Raw genomic sequence first — 20345 nt, forward strand, 5'->3', positions numbered from 1 at the left:
TCCCTCCTATACTCCTAATCTGGTCATTACCTTACCTTCTTGGAAACCATGAATCACTGGGTCATTTTCGATAATTAGAGATGGCATTGTCATGAGATCGTGTTTTTGAATGTAATGTGCGTTTTTAGGGTCTTCCACATTGAGATAAGTTACATCTAAAACAGCAACATCAGAAGGGAAATTGTCTAACATCATTTTTAAACGTTTGCAGTCATTACAATTGTTTTTAGTGAATACCGTAATCTTAATCATTTTGTTTTTTCTCCTTTGCATCGTTAATTAATTTAGTAATTTCATAAACACCGTTTTCCATCGCTACCATTCTTCCCATCCCCTTTTAATAGTTGTTTCAGTTCTGTTGTTGTTCCTTCGTATAAGTCCCGCCCATCCGGCAACTTAAATATATTTATCTGAATCAATTTTTCTATTAACCTGTCTTTCCTGTCCATTGTTACTTCCTTATCAATTCAATTGCGTCTTCTGGTGAACGTGCAACCCCAGCAATCGCTCCATTTTTATGCATCGTTTCGATAAAATGCTTTTGATCCGGTCTTAATCTGCCTTTTTCATTTTTTACTTCAATAAAAAACATTTTTCCATCTGATTTACGATAACCAAATAAATCACTAAATCCTTTAGGCAATCCGGTTGATACCGTTCGACCGTCTGCCGTTTTAAATGTTCCCACATTTGCCCTAAATACAATGGCATACGGATTCAATGCCAATCGAATAGCATTTTGCACATCTATTTCTTTAATAACAATCAACTCCTAATCACATTTGGACACTTTGGACGGATACTACCGTTTTTTCAAAAGCTTTATATATAATAAAATTAATTTTTTTATATACTCTTTATTCCTTTCAACTATCCAACTATCCAAAAAAGAATAAATAAAGTAATAAAAGAATAGATATATCAAGGGTTTGAGAGTTTGGACAGTTTTAACAGAACTGTCCGTAAACCTTCCTAAACTCTCCCGAAAAATCAATATCCTAATTTGAAAAAGGGCTTTTTACAATCTTCCAATAAGTCGACTCCTTTATAATAAATTGTTCCACTTTTAAACTTTAAAAATTTCTTACCCATCTCACGACCGAATTTTGTACTACTCATCATATATTGACCGTTATCGCTCGCCCACTCTCTATATGATTGATAGAGGTCTTTGGCTTGTACTTCTAAATTTGTACCCCGATTACAGCATTCTTCAATAAATGCTTCTACTGCATCCATTTCTGTGCGGTACTCATCACGTTGATCCTTAATAACTTGTGGTTCTGGTAGGCCATTTTCACGCCACTTTATATATCCTTCCACAGCCCAATGCAAGATTGCTTTTAATTCACGTCTTAGCTTATGTTTTAAACGCTTATCTACCTTTTCTTTCGGTATCTGTACTGTGAATGGAATAATCGCCATACGCCTCCAAATACCATCATCAGTACCCCGTATAATTGGTTTATGGTTTGTTGCCATCCACAATTTGAACTGTGGCATAAAATCAAATTCGTTTTCGTATAAGAAACGTGCTGTTACTTTATCGCCACCTGTAAGCTGTTTAACTAAACCTTCATCTAATCGCACACCTTCATTTGGCTCTGTAGTAGTGACTAGACGCGCTCCATCTAATCTAGCAATATCTGAATTTGCTCCAGAGCTTTGTTGTTTAACCATAATCGTTTGTGGTTGAATGTTAGTTGCATAGTTTCCGAATATTTCGGTAATTATATCTAAAAATACTGACTTACCATTTCGACCATTTCCATATAGAATAAACATCATTTGTTCCTCCGTAGAACCCGAAAGAGAATACCCAACAGCCCTTTGCATATATTCAATAAGTTCTTGATTACCATCGAATATTTGATTTAAAAATTCAATCCATAATGGACAATCAATTTTATCTGTATACTCAACCGAAGATATTTTTGTGAAAAACTTCGTTTTATCGTGATCGTATAATTTTCCTGTTCGCAAATCTAAGTACCCGTTTTGAACATTAAATAAATCTAGTTCATTATCAAATTCATGCGGCTTAATAGGTAGCAAATGTTCACTTTCTTTAATCATGTTCGTTTTCCCGTTACTACCTCGCGATGATTTCAAGTGTTTATTAAATGCTTTTGTTGCTTCTTCTTCATCTACACCGTCCATCACATGAATTGGTTCATTTTTCATCTTCTCAATTACTTTATCAGCAATATTTTTAATCATCCCTTGTTGGTCAATCAACCATATCTTACCGTCATAAAAGTACCAATTCTTACGGATGTAGCTATATCTAATAACCTCGCCATATGCATCTGTAAATCGTTTTGCATTACCTGTATCATCGTAACTATAAAATTTCTTTTCAATTGTTTTCACATCGTCTTCAAGTACATATAAGTTAAATTCTTCATCACGCTCTCTTGGAATAAAAACGTTCGTACAATCAGTAATTGCTTTATTTAATGTTTCAGCACCGTATGTGGAATTATTTTGTTTTCTATCCCATTTTTCACGATAAAGAGAAGATTTCCGAAAAATACTGTCCATCTTATTGAAATCACGATTTGTCCAAAATGCTAAATCATTTGCAAAAGCCATATCCGCTTCTGATTGTGAATCATAGAATTGTTCCCATCCACCACTCATAAATAATTTGAAACGCACCCCATTTTTACTGTTACAAGCAATCTGAATGATTTCTTCTTCTGGAATATCTACACCTTTTTGCGTACTATGTGAAACGCTACTTTCAGTCACTTCACTTTTTGCAATATATTTATTGTGGAGGTATCCTACTTTCCCATAATCATCATCTTCAACTCGTGAATAATTACTGATAATGTTTCCCGTCATTGCAAAGAAGCGACCACTATCATACATTTCTACATTCCCTTTGCGTCTACCACCTTTAGGCAATTCACCTTTAGCAATAATATGAATGCCATTTCCGCTCACCGAGTATTCTGTATAACTACACATCATTTCAATGAATTCAGACACAATATTGTCCTCATGATCTCCTGATTGATAACGTTCAATTTCCTCACGTACATTATCAATATCAATTCCGAAGTAAGGTGGTTTAAAATAAAATCCTATACCGTCACAATTAAATGTATCGATAGCATCCATGGCGACTTCGAAAGTCGCCCATGTGCTTTCATCGTTTGATTTACCTAACCCTCCGGTATTAGCATCTATAGGAATTTTAGTCATTTTCTCTCCGCGTTGTTGCAACTTAAAACAGCACCATTGCTTTAGTTCTTGCAACTCTTCTGGTATTGCTTCATACATGTTTTAACCCCCTTAGAACGGAAGATCCTCATCCTTGATTGTCATTCCACTTTGTTGCATTTCAGAAAACGTTTGATTTTTTTTATCATTTTTAAAAGTATGATTTAAAGGTCCTGTAACTTTTGATGGTGACCAATTTTTCACGTTTGTATTGTCATATGTTTTTCCGTTGTATTCAGATTGTTCATTTTTCACAGTTACCATTACCGTTTTCTTTATGAAGTCATTTAATAATTCTTCTAATGATTTATAACTCTTACCATTTTGTAATAGACACGATTTACCGATTGTATTAAAAGTTTTCATATTATACTTCCCAGTATCTTTCGCCTTCCAAACACGGTGGAAGATATGACAATTTTTATAAGCTTGCTCTACATCATTACGAATGATTAAATCAAATTGGATAAATTCAGCACCGCCTGGTGTAGCATCTTCATTACATTGATTAATGACTACCTCATAATTACCGTCTGCAATACGTCCATTACTTTTAAATACTTCATTAAAATTTAAAGTGAATCCCATTTTCATTCTCCATTCTGGTTTTTATTTTAAATAAATCCTAATAGTTTCCCTTGATGGTACGCCCATCCCCGTTTATAGTTACGTGAATTTGCTAATTCATACAGTTCCTTCATATCCTTACAATCCTTCGGTTCTCTAAAATCAAGTGTTATATGAACGTCTTCTTTTGTGATTTCTTCAAGTGTTGCAGTTTTATCCACTTCATATTCTGTTACAGGTTTTATTTCTGGTTTGTAACCACACTCAGGACATTCTTTTTCACTTGATGGGTAAACCGCAAAACAATTTCCACATTGTTTTATTTTTATTTCTGATTCAGTGGATGATGTTTTTCTACTTGATAAGCTCCAGTGTCTCTTTTGATCTGGCAATCCAAATCGTCTTACATTATCTACATGATCTATAATGATTGATGTTTTATTAGGCTTGTACCTCATCCCTCTCATGCTTTGTTGAATATAGAGGGAAAGGGATTGTGTAGGTCTAAGCATGATAACTGTAGAACAGTCTGGTACGTCAAAACCTTCCCCTATCAAGTCCACATTTGTTAACACTTTGATTTCTTTATTACGAAATTTTGTAATGACTTCTTCTCGTTCTAGCTTTGGTGTTTTCGCATCAATATGTTCTGATACAATGCCATAATTCAAAAATTCTTGTTTTACCATTTTGCTAGATTCGATATTGTGGCAATAACATATTGCTTGCTCTCCTAATGCTAATTTTTGATAATGCTCAACCACATCACCATAAATCGTTTTGCTTTCCATCGCTTTATCAATAGAACTACTTGAAAACTCGTGTAGATTATTCAATTTAAGTAAAGATGTATCTATTAATTTCGGTGCATAGTATTTATATGGAGATAAAAAGCCATTTTCAATGAGCCATTCAGCATCAACTTCTTCAATAAGAACATCGTTTATGTCTCCTAATCCGCTCCCATTCAGGCGAATAGGTGTAGCAGTAAAACTAAGACGTAACACATCATGAAAATATTCATATATCTTACGATAGGAAGCGGCTAAACCGTGATGTGATTCATCAGTAATGATTAATGAAGGTTTAACTGTTTTATCTAATCGCCTTACTATTGTTTGAACCATTCCGAACTCTACAAAATCCATATTCACTTCATTTTTAATGAATGTGTTACGAATCTGATCAATTAACTCTTTCCTGTGGACTAAAAATAAAACTTGTTTTCCGTTATTCGTTGTCATTCTAGCAATATCTGAAATAATGACTGACTTACCAGCACCACATGGAGCAACAACACAAGGGGATTTAAACCCTTCCATATAAGCTTTTCTTGTCTTTTCAACTAATTTTTTTTGATAATTATGTAGCTGAAACATCGGAATGTAACAGCTCGCTTTGTACACAGCCTTTACGCTCATCGATTTGATTTTTCGCGTATGTGCTATTTGTTGCGCTTAAAACAAACCCTCGTGTACCATCTTCCTTTACTTGCAAACGCCCCACAATATCACATAACCCTAGAACATTATTCATGATTTTCTTGTTGATTTGAGGGTAAGATCGGTTATATTGTTGTCCTTCACTATCGATATAAAGATCATCAGTTTCCCAAGCCGTCCAAATCAGATTTGCACCCAAGTTTTTTAAATATCGTAAACTGTTAACAATCCTAAATTGCATATATTGATAGTCACCTTGAGATGGAACACCTTTATTTTTCCCTTTACTTCCAAGATCGGATAATAGACAACGTTCTAATTCGCTTATGTTATCTACTACAATGTTGTCATATACATCTTTGTAATTCTTGTCCAATTCAAGAATTAGTTTTTCCCAAAATGTCCATGTATCAGTATTATCCACATATACAATATCGATGTTTTCTTGACCTTTTAACACCTTCGAAGTTCGGTCTACATCTAAAACAAGTGTTTTCCCTGGAAAGTATTTAATTGATGTTGTTTTACCCATTCCAGGTGGAGCGTAAATCAAATATGTTTTTTGGGTATTTGTGATTTCCTTTGCATTAGTTATTTGCATTTAATTCACCTCTACTCTTCCTAACAGATAATCTGTTGATACACCTAAAGCTGTTGCTAAATCGCATAATACATAAATGGTAGGTCTAGAATCTCCAATTTCATAATTTGAAATCGTACATCTATCTTTATTAATCATTTCTGCTAGCTCCTGTTGAGTAAGGTCTTTCTTTTTTCTTATCTCTCTCAGTCTTGCAGGGAACATGTTATTTACTCCTTTTCCATGCTTTTCAGAATAAAGATTGAAGCTTCAATGTCCTTTATTTTGCTTTCAATGTCCTTAATGTTTTGTTCAATGACTGGCTTTCTTTCTATTACCCACTCTAATTTGCGATGACGCTCCTTTAAATTTCCTTGTTCCACACTTAATGATTTTTCTAATTCTTCAATAGCAGCGTTCAAAATGGAATCCCTTCTTTCTTCTTAAGGTCCTCATATATTTCCATGAGGTCTTGTAGTCCATGTTCATATGCCGTAATCATTAATGAAGCATGTGGATCATCACTATTTTTATATCTTTCTATTAAATTCATCGTGATTTGAATTTTAGATTCAATTCTTCCTTGCAACATCCAATCTTGCAAGTTCATATCACTCACCTGCAATCTTTCTTGTGGAATGAGCTAGTACGTATTGTTGAATGCAATCTGTTTCATCATGTATGTAATCTCCATCAATATCTCTATACTCTTCACCAAAGTAGATTTCCTTACAGCAACTCTTACAATTACTCATAACATCACTTACGACTGATTCCTGACGATTTCCAACTACCATTGGGTTTTCTACTATTATTAATCCCTCCTAGCATATTCCACAGTTTTGCAGACCACTTTTCCACCGAGATCATCTGCTACCTGTTTTGATTTTTTATATTCAAATTCCATTGCATTCTTAACTAACTTCGTCACCATTAACGGATTGGAATTACTAACAAACAAATCACCTACACTTACTAGATATGTAGTTTTAGGTATTAATTGTTCATTCATCTTTTTTAAGCTCCTTTACATGAGTTGAATTCATGTTATAATCATGTTGAAAATTGATTTTATCTAGATCACCTGTTGGAGCAGGTGGTTTTTCTTTAATGATCGCGCTCCTAAAAAGTACGATTTTTTTTTAGTTGGGCTATAATTTGGATTAATTTTTAAAAATGCTTTATTTTTCTTATAATGAACTGTAGACCTACCGATTCCGAACTTTAAGGCTATCTCTTCTGCTGTATATCCTTCGCTAATATGTAGAATGAGTATCTTCTCTTCTTCATCAAGTACACTTGTTATTTCTTCAAATTCAATAGATGATATTACTTCTTCTTCCGTATTTATAGGAGATACTGCGAAAAACTCATTTATTACTTCTCCCTCTTGGTGTAAATCAATAGACTGTATACTAATTTGATTTCTTTCTTCAATGCTTGTGCGACTATTCAATATAAAAATTGTTCCTTTATTATGGATTTCATCACTCATACGCCATTTCATATGTTTCATTGCGTATCCATTAAATGATTTTTCCCTTTTTGGATCATATCGTAAGCACAATTCCCATAATTGCATCTGTCCCACTTGTATTAAATCGTCTATTTCCATATTGTTATTTTCTGCAATTTGTTTAGCGTTTTGGTAACTGCCAAATTGTTGTTCTATTGCCGAAAACACTAAACGTTTTTTAGCCTCAAACAACTCTTCAGGTGTCATTATCGCTCCCCATCCCTTCATTATTTTTCTAAATATCTTTTAATCGGTTTATCTAATAAAGCTGCAAGCGACATTACCACACAAATTATTACTGATAAGATGAATAGTGACATTGGATTGTCTTCCATTTTTTTCACCCTCTCTTTATCCACACAACTTGTTGCGAATTACACAACCTTGTTACAAAAAAAATTAACTTTGCCTGAGAAACTTTTCAATATTTATATCGAAAGTCTCTGAATATAACACGAGAACCCTTAAGCTAGGACAATGAATACCCGATTCGTACTTTGAAATAGATGTCTTATCAAGGTTAAGTAGATTAGCTACTTGAGTTTGTGTTAATCCTTTTTCCTTCCTGATTTCACGAAGAAATTCATTATTGATAATCATAAACGATGAACACCTCTTTCATAAATCGAGTTTATAACAAAGTTGCGAATTACGCAACAATTATTTTAAGTTTTTATAAAAAGAATTATTTTGTTGATTTAAACTCAACTTTTCGTATAGAATGTAGATATACATAAGGTGTGAAAAACACATCTTATTAATTTGAATGAAAAGAGGGGCAAAAAATGTTTGGACAACGCTTAAAAGCTTTGCGCCTTGAGAAGGGGATGACGCAACAACAACTAGCAGATTTCTTGGATATTGAAAAATCTAATATTTCCAGATTTGAATCGGGAAAACAATCTCCTTCAAGCGATAATAGAATAAAAATGGCTAAACTTTTTAATGTATCTGTTGACTACATGTTGGGATTATCTGAGCATAAATCATTAGATAAGGAAAAATCAGATAAGATTTCAAAAGAAGCCGCTGCTCTCATGGAAAAGATAAATAAACTACCTCCTGAGAAGCGTATATTAATAGAAAACTTGATTGATAACTTTTAAAAATAAAAAAGAGAGCTTCTCAGCTCTCAACCTTTTTCCCTCATATTCTTCTTTTTTCGGCAAATGTCTGTTATGATGATGGGTAGATACATAACTTTTAAACAACTAAATTTAAAAATAAAAATAAAAAAACCCCAGCGGTAGTTTTTAGATGGTCAAAGGTTGGTCGCCATGACACCATTTAAAAACTTCGAAAGCAGAGGTTTTATGAGTTACGTCATTAAGTTAATACTGTCTATAACGATAGTATCATAACTTCAAAAAAACGTAAACATAAATCCTCTATTTCTGTATACCCAATTTTAGGCTGGGGAAGAAAATGGAGGATTTTTTATTATGTCAAACTTAACAAAAGTAACGGAAGAACTAGAAGTAAGAGAACTTCAACGTGTAGTAATTAAAGAAGAATTAGTTGAGTTAACAGGAAAACATTTCGAAGCAGCATTATTAAACAATTTAATCTTTTGGTACAGAATCACCGAAAAAATGGACCAAAGCCTATTAGTGCAAATTAGCCAGTTAGAAAAACGTGGGGCGAAACAAGGTGCTATTAATAAAAAGAAAAAACAAATTCGTGATGGTTGGTTCTTTAAAACGGCTGATGAACTATCAGCGGAATTAATCGGTTGGGGAAGTCCTCAAAAGATTGGTAGAGCGTTAAACGAGTTATCAAAAAATGGTTGGATTGAAAAAGGTAATAATCCCGATCCAAAAATGAAATGGGATAGAACAACTTGGTTAAAAGTAAATATCAATAAAATTGCTACTGATTTATTTAAAATGGGTTATGCATTAGAGGGATATTCATTAGTTCAAGAAACAGAAAAAAAGCCCAAAGTGTTTAAATCTAATAGCGGAAAAAACGCGTCGTTACGCAAATTCCATTTTGGAATATGCAAATTCCATTTTGGTAGTTCCAAATTCCAAAACGGTAGAACAATACCAGAAGGTTTACTTCAGAAGGTCACTTCATTACCTATTACTGAAGAAGAAGAAATTATAACTAACCCTGTTACTGAATCTATGATTCTTGATTTAATGAATCAAAAGATTCAAGAGCGAGAGATTACAAACACAAAAACTATTAAAGCTATCCACGATGTTGTTTCTAAATGTAAAGCGATTGGATCTACTGATTTAAATTCAGCTGAAAACTATGTAATCAAAGTTGTGGAAGAAAAGATGTCTAAACTTGGCCAGAAACAGAAAGTTAGAACAGGTAAAGCAAAAGTATCAGGCGCTAAGAAAATACGCACTGAGATGGTTCCTGATTGGGTTAAAAAAGAAGATAACGAATCATCAACTGTAGAAGACAACGGACAAGCTACTGAAGATTTAGAGGAAAATCAGAAACGTTTAGATGCTTTATTAGGTAAAAATAAAAAAGAAGAGAACTGATTAACAGCCCTCTTCCACAAAGAGTAAAATAATGTAATATTTTACCGCTATAAGTTGGGAAACATTTCTTCTATGATGGAAGTATATTACAACAAGTCCTTATTTCTAAGTAGCATATCAGAGTAAACAGCTATATGTCTTGCATATTGCCCTTGTTCACGCCCGTCTAGCTTACTGTAGTCCTTTTGAATGTCACTTAATAGTAAATCTAACAAAGGGTCGTTCTGTTCGTTCTCAAAGCCGAGAAGTGTGTCTGTTGTAACGTTAAAAAATGAAGCAAGAATCTTCAAGCTTCCAAGATCCGGTTCATATCGATCTGTTTCCCAGTTCTTGAGTTGACCACGAGTAATACGTGTCTTTTCAGATAGTTGTTCTTGTGTTAAACCATAAGCTTTTCTTAAACGTTGAATGTTTTGACCGACTGTGTTTTTCATAGTTTTGAGTATAATTACCAAAATATCACTATACCATATTTGGTCGGTAACATGACGTTATATAAAATTTTGTCTTCTAAGATATCTATAAAAATAAATATAGAACAATTGTTCTATAAGTGGTAAAATATTCATGTACTATTAAAATATTAGTTAATATGCAAAATTGCATATGCACCGAAATGTTGATTTATAGCGATAAAAAAACTTTCTCAATATTTGTTCTGTAAGTGTTTTGTCAAAATTGTAAAAATTCGTGATAGTATTTAATTAACTAAAAACGAACGAAAAAGACCCATATGAGCGTGTTAACAAGGAGGCTCCTACACTCACCTTATTAACCGTTCCCTAACTCACGCTTAGGAAACACTTACCCATACGAGTCACATCCAAGTATAACACAAAATTGAGATATTCCCTTCTCGTAATCTGTTTCCAACTTGAGAAATTGTTAGGATGGCGTCCTGTGTTCATCAGGAAAGGGAAGTGTTGTTGTGGAAGAGTTAATGAAACGTATTAAAAAACAATCTGAGAGAAGGGAATTAACATTCCCTGATATTGAACGAAAAACCGGAGTAGATCGTGTAGTAATAGCAGATGCGGTAAGTGGTAAAACAGCGGAAATGAAATTTGATAAGTTTTTACCTGTAGCTTCGATTCTTTTTGAAGATATGGAAGAACGAAAAGAGATTCTTAATGAATTTATCATGCTGTGTACGGGAGATTTAAACATTCGCAAAGCATTATGTTATTGTCAGGGCATTGGTGAGTATGAAGTTATAGATCAACTCATTGAAAAACATAAAGATCATAAAAAATTACAAAAATACTTTAAAATTTATCAACTGTATAACTTCAGGAACCAGAATAAAACTCGTGGACAAGCCATGATTGATAAAATGGACGCTGTTACATTTTCGACTGATTCAGAAATACAGGTATTAGTAAATATGTTATATAGCTTTTCTATGTATGATATTTTCAATTATAGAGCAATGCTTCCTTATTCTGATAAGGTAGAGAAAAACTTAAATGAAATAAAAAAAGGATTCATCAAATCTTGTTTAGAAATGCATTATAATGACCGAGTTGCATATATCAATCTTTTTAACGAAGAATTACATACGTGTAGAAGCAAATGTGAAGAGATATTAAATTCTGACCTTGAAGCACCTATCATAAAAGCTACTGCGTTATGTTGCCTTGGAGAGAGCTATTTGTTCACAGATGTTTTGAAATCTGAAAAATTTTTATTAAAAAGTCTAAAATACTTAGACGAAAACGGGATTTCGAAAGATAGTAGGAAGTATAAGTCTTTTCAGTCCACATTGGCCTTCTTGTATATAGACAACGGCTTTAACCTCGATAAAATTGATTTTACATCTATTGATCTATCTGAAGTAGCTTATTATGAAGGGCTATATGGTGACAAAGAAAAAGCATTAAAAATGTTTGAAGAATTAGCTAAGGAAAGAAAATTAGATTCACCGTTCACAATGTACTATATTTCCAGAATTAGCAATGATATACTTGGGTTAAGAGAAGCCTTGAAGCGTTTCGAACGTGTCGGAAACTATCACTATGCTAATGCTGTGAAGCGTGTATTAGTATCATTAGAAAAGAAAGTGGGATGAATATGAAAAAAATTAGTATAGCAGTTTTATGTATTATGAGTGCTTTTACTCTATCATTGAATGTAGGGGCAGCGGCAAAAGATACTAAAGAACAACCGGTGCAATATATGCAAGTTGAACCGGGTGGACATTGATAATAAAAATTAAATAGTTAATAAAAAGTTAGAGGTTGCGATTACGCAGCCTCTTTCGTGATTTTAGGGAAATGTTGGTTTTTGGACAATAAACCAAAAATCGACACCTAATTTTTACCAACAACCAAGGGAGGAAATATAAATGATGAATCAAGGGGTAGCACTACAAACGAAAGAAGAGATCACTGTGGAGGAAAGAGTACATAAATTAAGAATCATCATGGAGAAAGCGGAACAAAGTGATTTAGAAGCAATTGCACTTTTAGAACAAATTAATGCATTGACTAAATAAGGGCTTCGGCTCTTTTTTTATGAGCTAAAATGGTACTAAATTTATGACGTATGTTTAGCATCGTTTTTTTACTCAAAAATATAGTGAATTCTCGTGACTAAAAAGTGCTTAATTTTATGAGGCATTTTTTTTACAACAAAATTTGTATTTTTTGCTGATTTTGTTATACTTACAGTAGTCACATTGACGATTTAGTGTATGACTACAGTAATATTGAATAAAAAGTTTGTTCATAATAAAAAAGAGAGAGGTTGCCGCCTCTCTCCTAAGTAACTGCTACCTTATAGGTGGGTAGTTATTTAATATTATTTTTCTTATAAAAAAGCCACCCTAGCAACTTTCCACGGTCGAGGGTGGTTTTTTCATTGTCCTCATTTAAAAATTGCTTTCTGAAAAGATACGCAGACCCTTCACGCATAATTCCTTTTGCTATTTCTTTTAAAAGTTCCACAATGAAATCCATGATTTATCACCTCCCACCTTTCGAATAAAAAAAGAAGGGATAACAAACCACCCGATCGATAACAGTTACTTGTAGGACAATCATAACATGAAAAATGGTAAATTTAATAATCCTAATTAACAAAAAAGATTTCAATATTAATATCCTACTAATTAATTCGATATGTTTACATAGTGTAAAAACATAATGATTTCTTGATTTAGTTACCCTCTTTATCTCACCAGCTGTCGTTTTCCAAGCACGCCACTGTTTTGCATCTTCTTTTTTAATGGACGTGGTTCACGTGCCAATAAACATTTTTACATAACATTATTTGCACCACTTAAAATTTCACATACCATAATGAAAGCATTTTATAAAAACATAACAGAAATAAATAGTCTCTAAACCTCTTATTTTCCGTTTTAAGCTATAATAGAATAAGAGAATATAAAACTATATGCGATAATACAAACTCGCTTCAGGAGGCTTATAAAATGTTTCTAGGTAAGGGATTTAATAAAGCACCGTATTACAATAAAATTGATACGTTAAAAAACGAAGATTATGTTAGACAAGTTATTTTAAAATTACGTAGCATTGTGGATGAAGAAGAGAAACGAAAAGCGATTGAAAAAGAGGCGAAAGAGTTATTAAGCAAAGTATCTGTACATTTACTTAAATATCCTGAACCATTAGAAAATCTATTGGTTTTACTAAAAGATGAAGATGAGCATGATATTTATTTAGTTTTGAGACTTGAGATTGATATGTTGTATATGCATGCGATTCAGTTTAACTATAAAACATTAGAAAAGGCTGCTAAAACTTATAAAAAATTTCGTGAGAACCCACTAGCATTTCGTGGATAAATAAAAATGAGGTAGCCTTTGAGCTACCTCTATTTCCTTTCTATTCTATCTAAAAGCATTTCTAAGGCTTGATTGACAAGTTCAGTCTTAAAACCTTTCTTTTTACCTTTAGCAAGTTTGTCTAATCGTTTAATTGTTTCGTTCTTAATTAGCCAAGTTTGACGCGTATGAGTATCCTCTTTCGTAGCCTTTTCAGTAAACTGTTTAAGAAACTGTTCAGTAAACTTATCATGAACATGTTCATTTTCCTCTTCATGTTCTTCTTTAGTTTTAGGAGTTGGAGTATGTTCAGATTCAACCACCTGAACAGTCGGATCATTAGGAGGTGTAGGTGGTTCGTCTGGTGGAAGTTCAATTACTTTTGTATCAGCAACATCACTGAATTTGGTTACAGTAGGCTTTTCTTTTTTAACTTGTTCTTTCTTTTTTCCAATATCAGTTATATCTTGTTTTCCTGATCGTGCCATTATATTTTCACCTCTTCAAAAATCTCATTTGCTAAGTCGACAAACAAATCTACAACTTTATCTTTCTTTTTATTAAAAATTGCTGGCTTCTTCTCGTAAGCAATTGATTTAGCAAATTTAATTGATTTCGGGATAATTGTTTCAAATACTTTAATGTCGTTCAGCAAACAGAACTGTCGGCATTCCTGTAAAATTTCTTCATGTAACACGGTTGTTCTATCGTATAAAGTTGGAACAACACCAAGTATATTAAGTTCACTATTGGATTTTCCTTTAAACTTAGCGATTACTTTTAGCATTTTAGTTAACGATCTCATGCTATAAACTTCTGGTTGGAATGGAATCAATATATCGGTAGCGAATTCCAGGACGTTACCTTGAACTAATCCTAAGTTTGGTGGTGTATCGATTAATATGTAATCATATTCATTTTGTATATCTTTCATTGCATTTTTTAATAGTAAAAGTGGTTCATGATATTTGTCTTTCTCAGGAAGTACATCAAGTTCAAAATATGACATGTCATCATTCGATGGAAGAATGTCTATATTTTCATGTACGTTCATAATTGCGTGCTGCACTGGTAATCCATCTACCAATACATCATATAAAGTGTAATGGCAATCATCTGGATTTTTATTAAAAGAAACTAATGCATTCCCTTGATTATCTGTATCGATTATTAGTACACGATTCCCTTGAGTAGCTAACACACCAGCAAGGTTTACAACCAGCGTTGTTTTGAGGACCCCGCCTTTGTTCTGGGATATAGATATAATTTTAGTCAAAGTATTTCCTCCTTTTTTTCGGCTCAATAATAACACATTGAAAATGAATAGTAAAATGAATATAAAGATTAACAATTTAATAAACAGTTTACTGTTACGTAACATGTTCATTAGTTTGTTCATAAAACTGAACAGTTTAATGATAACTTTAATGGTTATATTTATGTTAATATTTCTCTTAAACTTCATAAAACCCTTTATACAAAAATCCACATGTTTAGCGGTTTTTCGTATACATCCCTTACATTACTGTCCAAAAATTGGTATGATTTACTTAATTTAAGGGGGCGTTTTTATGGAATTGCGAACAACTGCGGATGGTAATTCTTATATTATTGAAGTTGAGAAAAAGAAAGCTTCAAAAAAGGGGATTGTAGCAAGAACGTTATCATTTTTAACAGGATCATTCTTTTTAGTTATAGGAATCATTTTATGTTTAACCATAATTGGAGCAATTGCTGGTATACCGTTAATTATCTTCGGATTACCTTTCATTGTTGGTTCTTTTGGTTTTCAACGTGTAGATTGTCCCAACTGTAATAGAAAACAGACAGTAAAAAAAGGTATCGGCAATTTTAAATGTCATAGCTGTAATAAAAACACTCTAATTGAGTGGAAATAGCAAGGGGAAAACTACTATGAAGGTCATTCGTTCTATTTTTAATGGATTTCGTTTAATCAGTAGGATTGTTAATCCGATATTAAAGGCATTATCTAAAAGTAAATTTTAATTACATATAAATAAAAAAAGCCGCCCACAGGACGGCTCTTATTTTTACTTTTCAAACTTCACATATTCACCTGAAACCCATTGGTCACCACCAACATTATACCAACCATCTTTACATCTCCACGCTTGATATTTTTCACCTTGGTACACATTTTTCACGATTCCATAATTAGTCCCTGGGCCAGTACGAACGCGTAATACATCAGCTGTGATAGTTACTACCCCTACACCATCATTTGAAGGTTGCGAAGTTGTGGATGATTGCCCATCCGCTTCGAAATGTAACCACTCTGAGTTTTCGTAAACCCACTGATCGCCACCTAAATTAAGCCATCCGCCAGAACGCCCCCATACTTTATAATTTTCAGGTGTATTTAGCTTTCTAATTGAATCATATTGAGTACCTGGTCCTTGTCGTAAGTTCACGTTTTTACCAGTAATATAAACAACACCTGTCCCACTTGTAATTGGTGGTTGTGGAATCTGCGGTGTTTCTGGAATTTGAATTGTTTCACCAGAACCAGAAACTAATTGTTGTTTAAACCATTGTACACGCCCTTCGTTAATCATTCTATGAGGGCAATACTTTCCGTTTCGCTCTTGGTGTGTTTTGACTTTAGAAATCGGAATGTTGAACATATCCATTAGCTGACGAATTACTTGAATGGCATTCAATTCAGCTTGTCGGTATCTTTCTCCACCTGACATAGAATAACAAATCTCTATGCCGATACTATTACGATTACCCGGCCCGTTCCCATCACCTGCATGCCAACCGTTTCTATTAAACGGAAGTAACTGAATGGCTTCTTTATCGTCTACAGCAATATGGAACGAAGTGCCTGTACTATTGTTAGCGACATTATTGCGTTCTTTTAATGCTGTAGCATCATTATAAGTGTTGTGGAAGGTAATTTCCGTTGGATTCATTGCATTCGGGCATAAAACTGAATAACGACTTTCTGGTACTAACATTTTTTTAATTTCCATTACTCAACATCTCCTTTTAGTGTAAGTCATTTTTTTCTAATACATCTTTTTGTTGTAAGCCTTTGTTGCTCAAATAGTTGTTCTTCCAAGCCATATACAAAGTGAATGCTCCTGTAATTACGGCTACTAAATCATTTGTGATTTTGTCATCAATCGTTTGGTATCCCACAAGATTTAAAACACTATTAATTACAGCAATTACTAATACGACATAACGACTAATTGAAGCTGTATCAAAGTTCCTCATCCTTTCACCTCCCTTCATTTCATGTAATTTAAGATGTTAAATAAAAACAGGACTGCCAATGACAGTCCTGAAATCCACATGGATATATGTGCTTTTTTGTTAGCATCATTTTTTTCTTGCTCTTGTTTTAAGTCGTCAATTTCACGATCACGAAGTTTAAACATCTCAATCACTTCTGTACGAACCATATAGTTGCTGTGATTTCTTTCTAAGTTTTTTTCAATTCGCATCATAGTTTCGTTCATTGATTCGATCTTTACTTCAAGTTTTGTAATACGTTCGTACTCCTTTTGTTCCATGGCGAACACTCCTTTTAGGCAAAATAAAAAGACCAGCTATCGCTGCTCCTGCTCTGTTTGTGTGTTATTTTCATTAGTTGGTGTTGGCGGTTCTTGAGATGGATCATTCCCTGTAAGTGATGTATAACACTCTTGGCAAATATTCTTTTTCGCAAACCCCATATCCAGTGCATACAATCGCGCGCCACGTTTACATATTTCGCATCTTGTTGCAATACGGAAATATATCGTTCCATCCGTTTCTCCCCACACCTCTACTTTATTCGCACCATATAAACCGGCATTGTTTAGCATATCAAAAGGAATTCGCACAAATACTCCGTTTTCGTTTCTTTCTGAATCTACTAACCTACCAGCAAATGGAGCGCCTTGCCCTGCTTGTAAGGGATAACCTTGTAAATCTTTGTAATCATCCATATATTTACCTCCTAAACGTTAGGTAGCTTGTACCATTGTCCTGCCATGCCCATAAAATAAAACCCATAGCCTTGACCACCATCAAAGAAACGAGCGGATCCAGCTTGGCCCATTCTATTACGCCCTAAATTTATTCCCTGCGTTAGAATAGGTTGATTTATGAATACATCCTTTTCTGTACTTATATCAAAGGTCTGCCCGTTATCAGATGGACCTATGTTGTTATTTACACCGCCTATAGCAATTCTATTAAACGGTTGAAGACCATCGGCCCTTTCTGCTGCTGCTCGATCCCAGTTATACATAGATGCATATTTACCACTGTATAGCGTTACACCCGATACACAAACCGCTGTCCCTTGTCTCATGTCAGCATTTCCAGAACAAACCTTAATAATTAATGCATGCTGTTGCGGAATATAGTTTGTTGGCACTTTGAAAGTGAAAGAGTATCTTCTGATTTCTCCATAATAGGTAGACGGTTCAGGGAAATCCATTTTTTGTTCATGCCATGTATCGTAACTTACATTATCTCGGAATGTAACGCAGCATACTTGTAAACGTGGCTTCCCTGTTTTACGTACCCCATTTATCATTGCTGTTCTAAAATGAGCAGATAATGTGTATTCATTTCCAGGATGTATCCCATTATTCACGATTGCTTCTGGATAGTTATACATATCTACCCTTGTAGCATTCACCATTTGCTCGTAATCGAATATATGTGTATTCTTTTCTATTACGACATTTCCCCAGGACTTCCAAGTAAGACCATATCCACCTTCAAATCCATAATAATCTGCATTCCCAATGTTTTTCTTTGTAACACTAGAAAAGTCGGAATCTGCTATTAGGTTTCGTCTTGATACCGCAGTTGTTTTTGTTCCCCATTCATCTTCAAAAAGGAAGTCTAACATTTTAACAGTAACGCCGTTTTTATCGATGGTAATTTTATCACCGTTAATTCGAATAAGATTTGTATCAATACCTTTTGCAGTTAACCATTTCACCATTGTATCGGCGTTAATAGCAAGCTTTGAAACATCAATTGTTATTTGCTCTGCCGTTTGATTGATAGAAGAAATAATATCGCCTTTTTTGACTGTAGAATTAATTTGATTAGACATTAATGTAATAGAACTTTCGTGCTTTTCCACCATTGCCTTACTTCCAAATTGACCGTTAGCTTCTGTTTTGGTGTATACATCCGTTTTCTCTGCTTTTAGGTCAATACGGTTAGATTGCTGATTGATTGTAGTTTCCATTTTAGAAACTTTACTATCAAAATCAGCAGTCGCTACTTTCTTGGCAATCTCGCCTACAAGTTGGTCATAGTTGGCATAGTCTTTCGGATTCTCCATAAAACTAGAAGGTGTAATACCTTGTTGTAATTGTGGTTGCGATACCCAAAGTCTACCGTTTTTTCTAATAACCACTACGAAACGTATCGTAGTAACACCGGATACGGGAGCTGGCATAGTTACACTAATAAATTTCCATGATCCATTAGTCAGTAACGGTACAAGTTGTATAACTTTATTCGTAACCCAAGTAGAACCATTGTAAAATTCAATCATTACAAATGCTGTATTATCTATGGTAGCAACTGCATCTGTGTAGAACCATGCAGATAACACATAATCACCGGAGTTAGGAGATACAGGTAATGATTGATAGAAAGATGCATTTCTGTCTACTGTTTGCCCGGACGATTCTAATTTAACGGAATTCATACCGTCATGGTTTCTCGCTGTTTCTGGAACAGCTGTAAAATTACTACCGTTTGGACCCACACTCCATTTAGAAATACTCGGTTTTCTGCTTGTTACAGCTCCTGTAGTAGCATTTATTACTCGGTCTTCAAATGCAGCATTAAACAGTAAGTTCGTACTTCCTAATCCACCCACATACTCTTGCATTTGAGTATCTGTTACTTTGGATTTGATTTGATTATTCAACTGTGTGATATCACTCGTGTTTTGTTGAATAACCTCTCCTTGTTTGCCCTGTGTTTGAGATAGAGTTGTAATGGTTTGTGAATTAGAATCAGTTGTTTGTTTAACTTGATTCAAGGTAGTTTGCATTGTACCTTGATTTTTTTGAACGGTTGATACAGTAGAGGTAACGCCCTCCACACTTTTTTCGATTTCGGTTGTTTTCTTAGTGAATTCATCACTCGTTACTTGATTTTCTGGAGCTGGTGTCCAATCCTGTGGCTTATTACCTTTATATAAAGCAACCCATTCTACAACCGCTTTTGTAGTATTACTTGGAAAGTTATACAGACTCAATTTTCTTTCGTTTCCACTCGTTGCTGCTACGGCTTTAAAAGTTACATAGGTAATTCCGTTCGCATAAATATTTGTTGCATATCCAACATTGCTAGACCCGCCATTCATCCAAATACCAAACCTTTGACCTGCAGGTACAGCCCCTTTAATTACAAAGGTATATTCTTCACCTGTAGAAAAATTTTCAGTTAGAGAATATTGATTAATTAAATAGTCATTTTTTTCGTATTTAGCATTTGAATCTAATAAAAGGTTACGCCCTCCAGATTTATCGTTATTAACCTTTGTTTCTACAGTTGTTAACTTTTCACTAAGCTTTCCTGCTTGTTCTGTTATTTCGGTTGTTGTTTTCTTTAGATCATTAGTTGTTTGCTGCACATCAGAAATAGTCTTCTTTGTGCCTTCTACAGTCGATTCAACCGTATTTAATTTATTACTAATTTCAGTAGTTAACGATTCAATAGAAGT

29 protein-coding genes and 1 pseudogene are annotated in these 20345 nt (G+C 33.9%); 7 read left to right on the top strand and 23 right to left on the bottom strand.

The genetic code is table 11. The annotated features are described in order from the left end of the window. Positions 1–6: 6 nt before the first annotated feature. The 14 genes from CN409_RS28405 to CN409_RS28470 all read right to left on the bottom strand — a co-directional run bounded on the left by CN409_RS28405 (position 7) and on the right by CN409_RS28470 (position 7936). Positions 7–252, bottom strand: coding sequence for a glutaredoxin family protein (locus tag CN409_RS28405; RefSeq protein ID WP_098300922.1), 246 nt, complete (start codon positions 250–252; stop codon positions 7–9). A gap of 41 nt (positions 253–293) precedes the next feature. After that, entirely contained in the window at positions 294–449 is a 156-nt protein-coding gene (locus CN409_RS28410; RefSeq protein WP_097981730.1) for a Fur-regulated basic protein FbpA, read from the bottom strand. A 2-nt stretch (positions 450–451) separates the two neighbouring features. After that, the gene (locus tag CN409_RS28415; protein ID WP_240518676.1) at positions 452–745 is read right to left on the bottom strand and encodes a VRR-NUC domain-containing protein; all 294 of its coding nucleotides are present in this window, start codon (positions 743–745) and stop codon (positions 452–454) included. Positions 746–990: 245 nt separating this feature from the next. Then, entirely contained in the window at positions 991–3291 is a 2301-nt protein-coding gene (locus CN409_RS28420; protein ID WP_097981731.1) for a phage/plasmid primase, P4 family, read from the bottom strand. Positions 3292–3303: 12 nt separating this feature from the next. After that, the gene (locus CN409_RS28425) at positions 3304–3819 is read right to left on the bottom strand and encodes a DUF669 domain-containing protein (RefSeq protein WP_097981733.1); all 516 of its coding nucleotides are present in this window, start codon (positions 3817–3819) and stop codon (positions 3304–3306) included. Positions 3820–3845: 26 nt separating this feature from the next. Beyond that, positions 3846–5177, bottom strand: a complete 1332-nt coding sequence (locus CN409_RS28430) for a DEAD/DEAH box helicase (protein WP_097981735.1) — start codon at positions 5175–5177, stop codon at positions 3846–3848. After that, positions 5161–5841, bottom strand: coding sequence for an AAA family ATPase (locus tag CN409_RS28435; RefSeq protein ID WP_097981736.1), 681 nt, complete (start codon positions 5839–5841; stop codon positions 5161–5163). Before CN409_RS28435 ends, CN409_RS28430 begins: the two co-directional genes overlap by 17 nt. Further along, positions 5842–6045 (bottom strand): helix-turn-helix domain-containing protein, encoded by a 204-nt coding sequence (locus CN409_RS28440; RefSeq protein ID WP_061659284.1) that lies wholly within the window; start codon positions 6043–6045, stop codon positions 5842–5844. Positions 6046–6050: 5 nt separating this feature from the next. Then, positions 6051–6242: a hypothetical protein gene (locus tag CN409_RS28445; protein WP_097981737.1), complete on the bottom strand. Its 192-nt coding sequence runs from the start codon at positions 6240–6242 to the stop codon at positions 6051–6053. Then, positions 6239–6430 carry a hypothetical protein gene (locus tag CN409_RS28450; protein ID WP_097981739.1) on the bottom strand — a complete coding sequence of 64 codons (192 nt, stop codon included), beginning with the start codon at positions 6428–6430 and terminating at the stop codon, positions 6239–6241. The genes CN409_RS28445 and CN409_RS28450 overlap by 4 nt, the downstream gene beginning before the upstream one ends. Before the next feature lies 1 nt (position 6431). Next, on the bottom strand, positions 6432–6617 hold the full coding sequence (locus tag CN409_RS28455) for a hypothetical protein (protein WP_097981740.1): 186 nt from the start codon (positions 6615–6617) through the stop codon (positions 6432–6434). A 17-nt stretch (positions 6618–6634) separates the two neighbouring features. After that, positions 6635–6832, bottom strand: a complete 198-nt coding sequence (locus CN409_RS28460; protein WP_097981742.1) for a hypothetical protein — start codon at positions 6830–6832, stop codon at positions 6635–6637. A 63-nt stretch (positions 6833–6895) separates the two neighbouring features. Beyond that, a complete protein-coding gene (locus CN409_RS28465; RefSeq protein WP_097981744.1) occupies positions 6896–7543 on the bottom strand; it encodes a sigma-70 family RNA polymerase sigma factor in 648 nt (215 codons plus the stop codon). 192 nt (positions 7544–7735) lie between these two features. Next, positions 7736–7936, bottom strand: a complete 201-nt coding sequence (locus CN409_RS28470) for a helix-turn-helix domain-containing protein (RefSeq protein WP_097981745.1) — start codon at positions 7934–7936, stop codon at positions 7736–7738. Between the two features lie 185 nt (positions 7937–8121). On the opposite strand from CN409_RS28470, the gene CN409_RS28475 reads away from it, so the two are divergent. Both CN409_RS28475 and CN409_RS28480 read left to right on the top strand, forming a co-directional pair. Continuing rightward, positions 8122–8442, top strand: coding sequence for a helix-turn-helix domain-containing protein (locus tag CN409_RS28475; protein WP_097981747.1), 321 nt, complete (start codon positions 8122–8124; stop codon positions 8440–8442). A gap of 336 nt (positions 8443–8778) precedes the next feature. Further along, positions 8779–9840, top strand: coding sequence for a hypothetical protein (locus CN409_RS28480; protein ID WP_097981748.1), 1062 nt, complete (start codon positions 8779–8781; stop codon positions 9838–9840). An 86-nt stretch (positions 9841–9926) separates the two neighbouring features. On the opposite strand, the gene CN409_RS28485 is transcribed toward CN409_RS28480, so the two are convergent. After that, positions 9927–10274, bottom strand: coding sequence for a helix-turn-helix transcriptional regulator (locus tag CN409_RS28485; protein WP_097981750.1), 348 nt, complete (start codon positions 10272–10274; stop codon positions 9927–9929). 494 nt (positions 10275–10768) lie between these two features. Here CN409_RS28485 and CN409_RS28490 point away from each other — a divergent pair, with 494 nt between their 5' ends. The 3 genes from CN409_RS28490 to CN409_RS32105 all read left to right on the top strand — a co-directional run bounded on the left by CN409_RS28490 (position 10769) and on the right by CN409_RS32105 (position 12334). After that, entirely contained in the window at positions 10769–11908 is a 1140-nt protein-coding gene (locus CN409_RS28490) for an AimR family lysis-lysogeny pheromone receptor (protein ID WP_097981751.1), read from the top strand. A 2-nt stretch (positions 11909–11910) separates the two neighbouring features. After that, positions 11911–12042, top strand: a complete 132-nt coding sequence (locus tag CN409_RS32600; RefSeq protein WP_255260084.1) for a hypothetical protein — start codon at positions 11911–11913, stop codon at positions 12040–12042. Positions 12043–12184: 142 nt separating this feature from the next. Beyond that, positions 12185–12334: a hypothetical protein gene (locus CN409_RS32105; protein ID WP_170955821.1), complete on the top strand. Its 150-nt coding sequence runs from the start codon at positions 12185–12187 to the stop codon at positions 12332–12334. A 295-nt stretch (positions 12335–12629) separates the two neighbouring features. Here CN409_RS32105 and CN409_RS32110 read toward each other — a convergent pair whose 3' ends face one another. Next, a complete protein-coding gene (locus tag CN409_RS32110; RefSeq protein WP_170955829.1) occupies positions 12630–12797 on the bottom strand; it encodes a hypothetical protein in 168 nt (55 codons plus the stop codon). A 476-nt stretch (positions 12798–13273) separates the two neighbouring features. Between CN409_RS32110 and CN409_RS32190 the strand changes: the two genes are divergently transcribed. Continuing rightward, positions 13274–13648 (top strand): hypothetical protein, encoded by a 375-nt coding sequence (locus CN409_RS32190; RefSeq protein WP_097981753.1) that lies wholly within the window; start codon positions 13274–13276, stop codon positions 13646–13648. 29 nt (positions 13649–13677) lie between these two features. Here CN409_RS32190 and CN409_RS28500 read toward each other — a convergent pair whose 3' ends face one another. Together CN409_RS28500 and CN409_RS28505 are read right to left on the bottom strand one after the other, a co-directional pair. Continuing rightward, positions 13678–14115 (bottom strand): hypothetical protein, encoded by a 438-nt coding sequence (locus tag CN409_RS28500; protein WP_097981754.1) that lies wholly within the window; start codon positions 14113–14115, stop codon positions 13678–13680. Further along, positions 14115–14903 carry a ParA family protein gene (locus CN409_RS28505; RefSeq protein ID WP_097981756.1) on the bottom strand — a complete coding sequence of 263 codons (789 nt, stop codon included), beginning with the start codon at positions 14901–14903 and terminating at the stop codon, positions 14115–14117. The genes CN409_RS28500 and CN409_RS28505 overlap by 1 nt, the downstream gene beginning before the upstream one ends. Positions 14904–15198: 295 nt before the next feature. On the opposite strand from CN409_RS28505, the gene CN409_RS28510 reads away from it, so the two are divergent. Further along, the gene (locus tag CN409_RS28510) at positions 15199–15525 is read left to right on the top strand and encodes a DUF5362 family protein (RefSeq protein WP_097981757.1); all 327 of its coding nucleotides are present in this window, start codon (positions 15199–15201) and stop codon (positions 15523–15525) included. 153 nt (positions 15526–15678) lie between these two features. Here CN409_RS28510 and CN409_RS28515 read toward each other — a convergent pair whose 3' ends face one another. The 5 genes and pseudogenes from CN409_RS28515 to CN409_RS28535 all read right to left on the bottom strand — a co-directional run. Beyond that, the gene (locus CN409_RS28515) at positions 15679–16623 is read right to left on the bottom strand and encodes an N-acetylmuramoyl-L-alanine amidase (protein WP_097981759.1); all 945 of its coding nucleotides are present in this window, start codon (positions 16621–16623) and stop codon (positions 15679–15681) included. A gap of 16 nt (positions 16624–16639) precedes the next feature. Further along, a complete protein-coding gene (locus CN409_RS28520) occupies positions 16640–16870 on the bottom strand; it encodes a phage holin (protein ID WP_001243443.1) in 231 nt (76 codons plus the stop codon). Between the two features lie 14 nt (positions 16871–16884). Next, positions 16885–17169: a hypothetical protein gene (locus CN409_RS28525; protein WP_000435483.1), complete on the bottom strand. Its 285-nt coding sequence runs from the start codon at positions 17167–17169 to the stop codon at positions 16885–16887. A gap of 36 nt (positions 17170–17205) precedes the next feature. Then, positions 17206–17586 carry a hypothetical protein gene (locus CN409_RS28530; RefSeq protein WP_097981761.1) on the bottom strand — a complete coding sequence of 127 codons (381 nt, stop codon included), beginning with the start codon at positions 17584–17586 and terminating at the stop codon, positions 17206–17208. Between the two features lie 11 nt (positions 17587–17597). Further along, positions 17598–20345 (bottom strand): annotated as a pseudogene (locus CN409_RS28535) (gp58-like family protein); the annotation flags it as partial.

Source organism: Bacillus sp. AFS012607 (genome assembly GCF_002558005.1).
Lineage (GTDB): Bacteria > Bacillota > Bacilli > Bacillales > Bacillaceae_G > Bacillus_A > Bacillus_A thuringiensis_S.

Bases quoted from the DNA above. Each gene is read 5' to 3' on its own strand.
- CN409_RS28405 (WP_098300922.1), bottom strand. From the start codon at position 252: ATGATTAAGATTACGGTATTCACTAAAAACAATTGTAATGACTGCAAA.
- CN409_RS28410 (WP_097981730.1), bottom strand. From the start codon at position 449: ATGGACAGGAAAGACAGGTTAATAGAAAAATTGATTCAGATAAATATA.
- CN409_RS28420 (WP_097981731.1), bottom strand. From the start codon at position 3,291: ATGTATGAAGCAATACCAGAAGAGTTGCAAGAACTAAAGCAATGGTGC.
- CN409_RS28425 (WP_097981733.1), bottom strand. From the start codon at position 3,819: ATGGGATTCACTTTAAATTTTAATGAAGTATTTAAAAGTAATGGACGT.
- CN409_RS28430 (WP_097981735.1), bottom strand. From the start codon at position 5,177: ATGTTTCAGCTACATAATTATCAAAAAAAATTAGTTGAAAAGACAAGA.
- CN409_RS28435 (WP_097981736.1), bottom strand. From the start codon at position 5,841: ATGCAAATAACTAATGCAAAGGAAATCACAAATACCCAAAAAACATAT.
- CN409_RS28440 (WP_061659284.1), bottom strand. From the start codon at position 6,045: ATGTTCCCTGCAAGACTGAGAGAGATAAGAAAAAAGAAAGACCTTACT.
- CN409_RS28450 (WP_097981739.1), bottom strand. From the start codon at position 6,430: ATGAACTTGCAAGATTGGATGTTGCAAGGAAGAATTGAATCTAAAATT.
- CN409_RS28455 (WP_097981740.1), bottom strand. From the start codon at position 6,617: ATGGTAGTTGGAAATCGTCAGGAATCAGTCGTAAGTGATGTTATGAGT.
- CN409_RS28460 (WP_097981742.1), bottom strand. From the start codon at position 6,832: ATGAATGAACAATTAATACCTAAAACTACATATCTAGTAAGTGTAGGT.
- CN409_RS28465 (WP_097981744.1), bottom strand. From the start codon at position 7,543: ATGACACCTGAAGAGTTGTTTGAGGCTAAAAAACGTTTAGTGTTTTCG.
- CN409_RS28470 (WP_097981745.1), bottom strand. From the start codon at position 7,936: ATGATTATCAATAATGAATTTCTTCGTGAAATCAGGAAGGAAAAAGGA.
- CN409_RS28475 (WP_097981747.1), top strand. From the start codon at position 8,122: ATGTTTGGACAACGCTTAAAAGCTTTGCGCCTTGAGAAGGGGATGACG.
- CN409_RS28480 (WP_097981748.1), top strand. From the start codon at position 8,779: ATGTCAAACTTAACAAAAGTAACGGAAGAACTAGAAGTAAGAGAACTT.
- CN409_RS28485 (WP_097981750.1), bottom strand. From the start codon at position 10,274: ATGAAAAACACAGTCGGTCAAAACATTCAACGTTTAAGAAAAGCTTAT.
- CN409_RS32600 (WP_255260084.1), top strand. From the start codon at position 11,911: ATGAAAAAAATTAGTATAGCAGTTTTATGTATTATGAGTGCTTTTACT.
- CN409_RS32105 (WP_170955821.1), top strand. From the start codon at position 12,185: ATGATGAATCAAGGGGTAGCACTACAAACGAAAGAAGAGATCACTGTG.
- CN409_RS32110 (WP_170955829.1), bottom strand. From the start codon at position 12,797: ATGGATTTCATTGTGGAACTTTTAAAAGAAATAGCAAAAGGAATTATG.
- CN409_RS32190 (WP_097981753.1), top strand. From the start codon at position 13,274: ATGTTTCTAGGTAAGGGATTTAATAAAGCACCGTATTACAATAAAATT.
- CN409_RS28500 (WP_097981754.1), bottom strand. From the start codon at position 14,115: ATGGCACGATCAGGAAAACAAGATATAACTGATATTGGAAAAAAGAAA.
- CN409_RS28510 (WP_097981757.1), top strand. From the start codon at position 15,199: ATGGAATTGCGAACAACTGCGGATGGTAATTCTTATATTATTGAAGTT.
- CN409_RS28515 (WP_097981759.1), bottom strand. From the start codon at position 16,623: ATGGAAATTAAAAAAATGTTAGTACCAGAAAGTCGTTATTCAGTTTTA.
- CN409_RS28520 (WP_001243443.1), bottom strand. From the start codon at position 16,870: ATGAGGAACTTTGATACAGCTTCAATTAGTCGTTATGTCGTATTAGTA.
- CN409_RS28525 (WP_000435483.1), bottom strand. From the start codon at position 17,169: ATGGAACAAAAGGAGTACGAACGTATTACAAAACTTGAAGTAAAGATC.
- CN409_RS28530 (WP_097981761.1), bottom strand. From the start codon at position 17,586: ATGGATGATTACAAAGATTTACAAGGTTATCCCTTACAAGCAGGGCAA.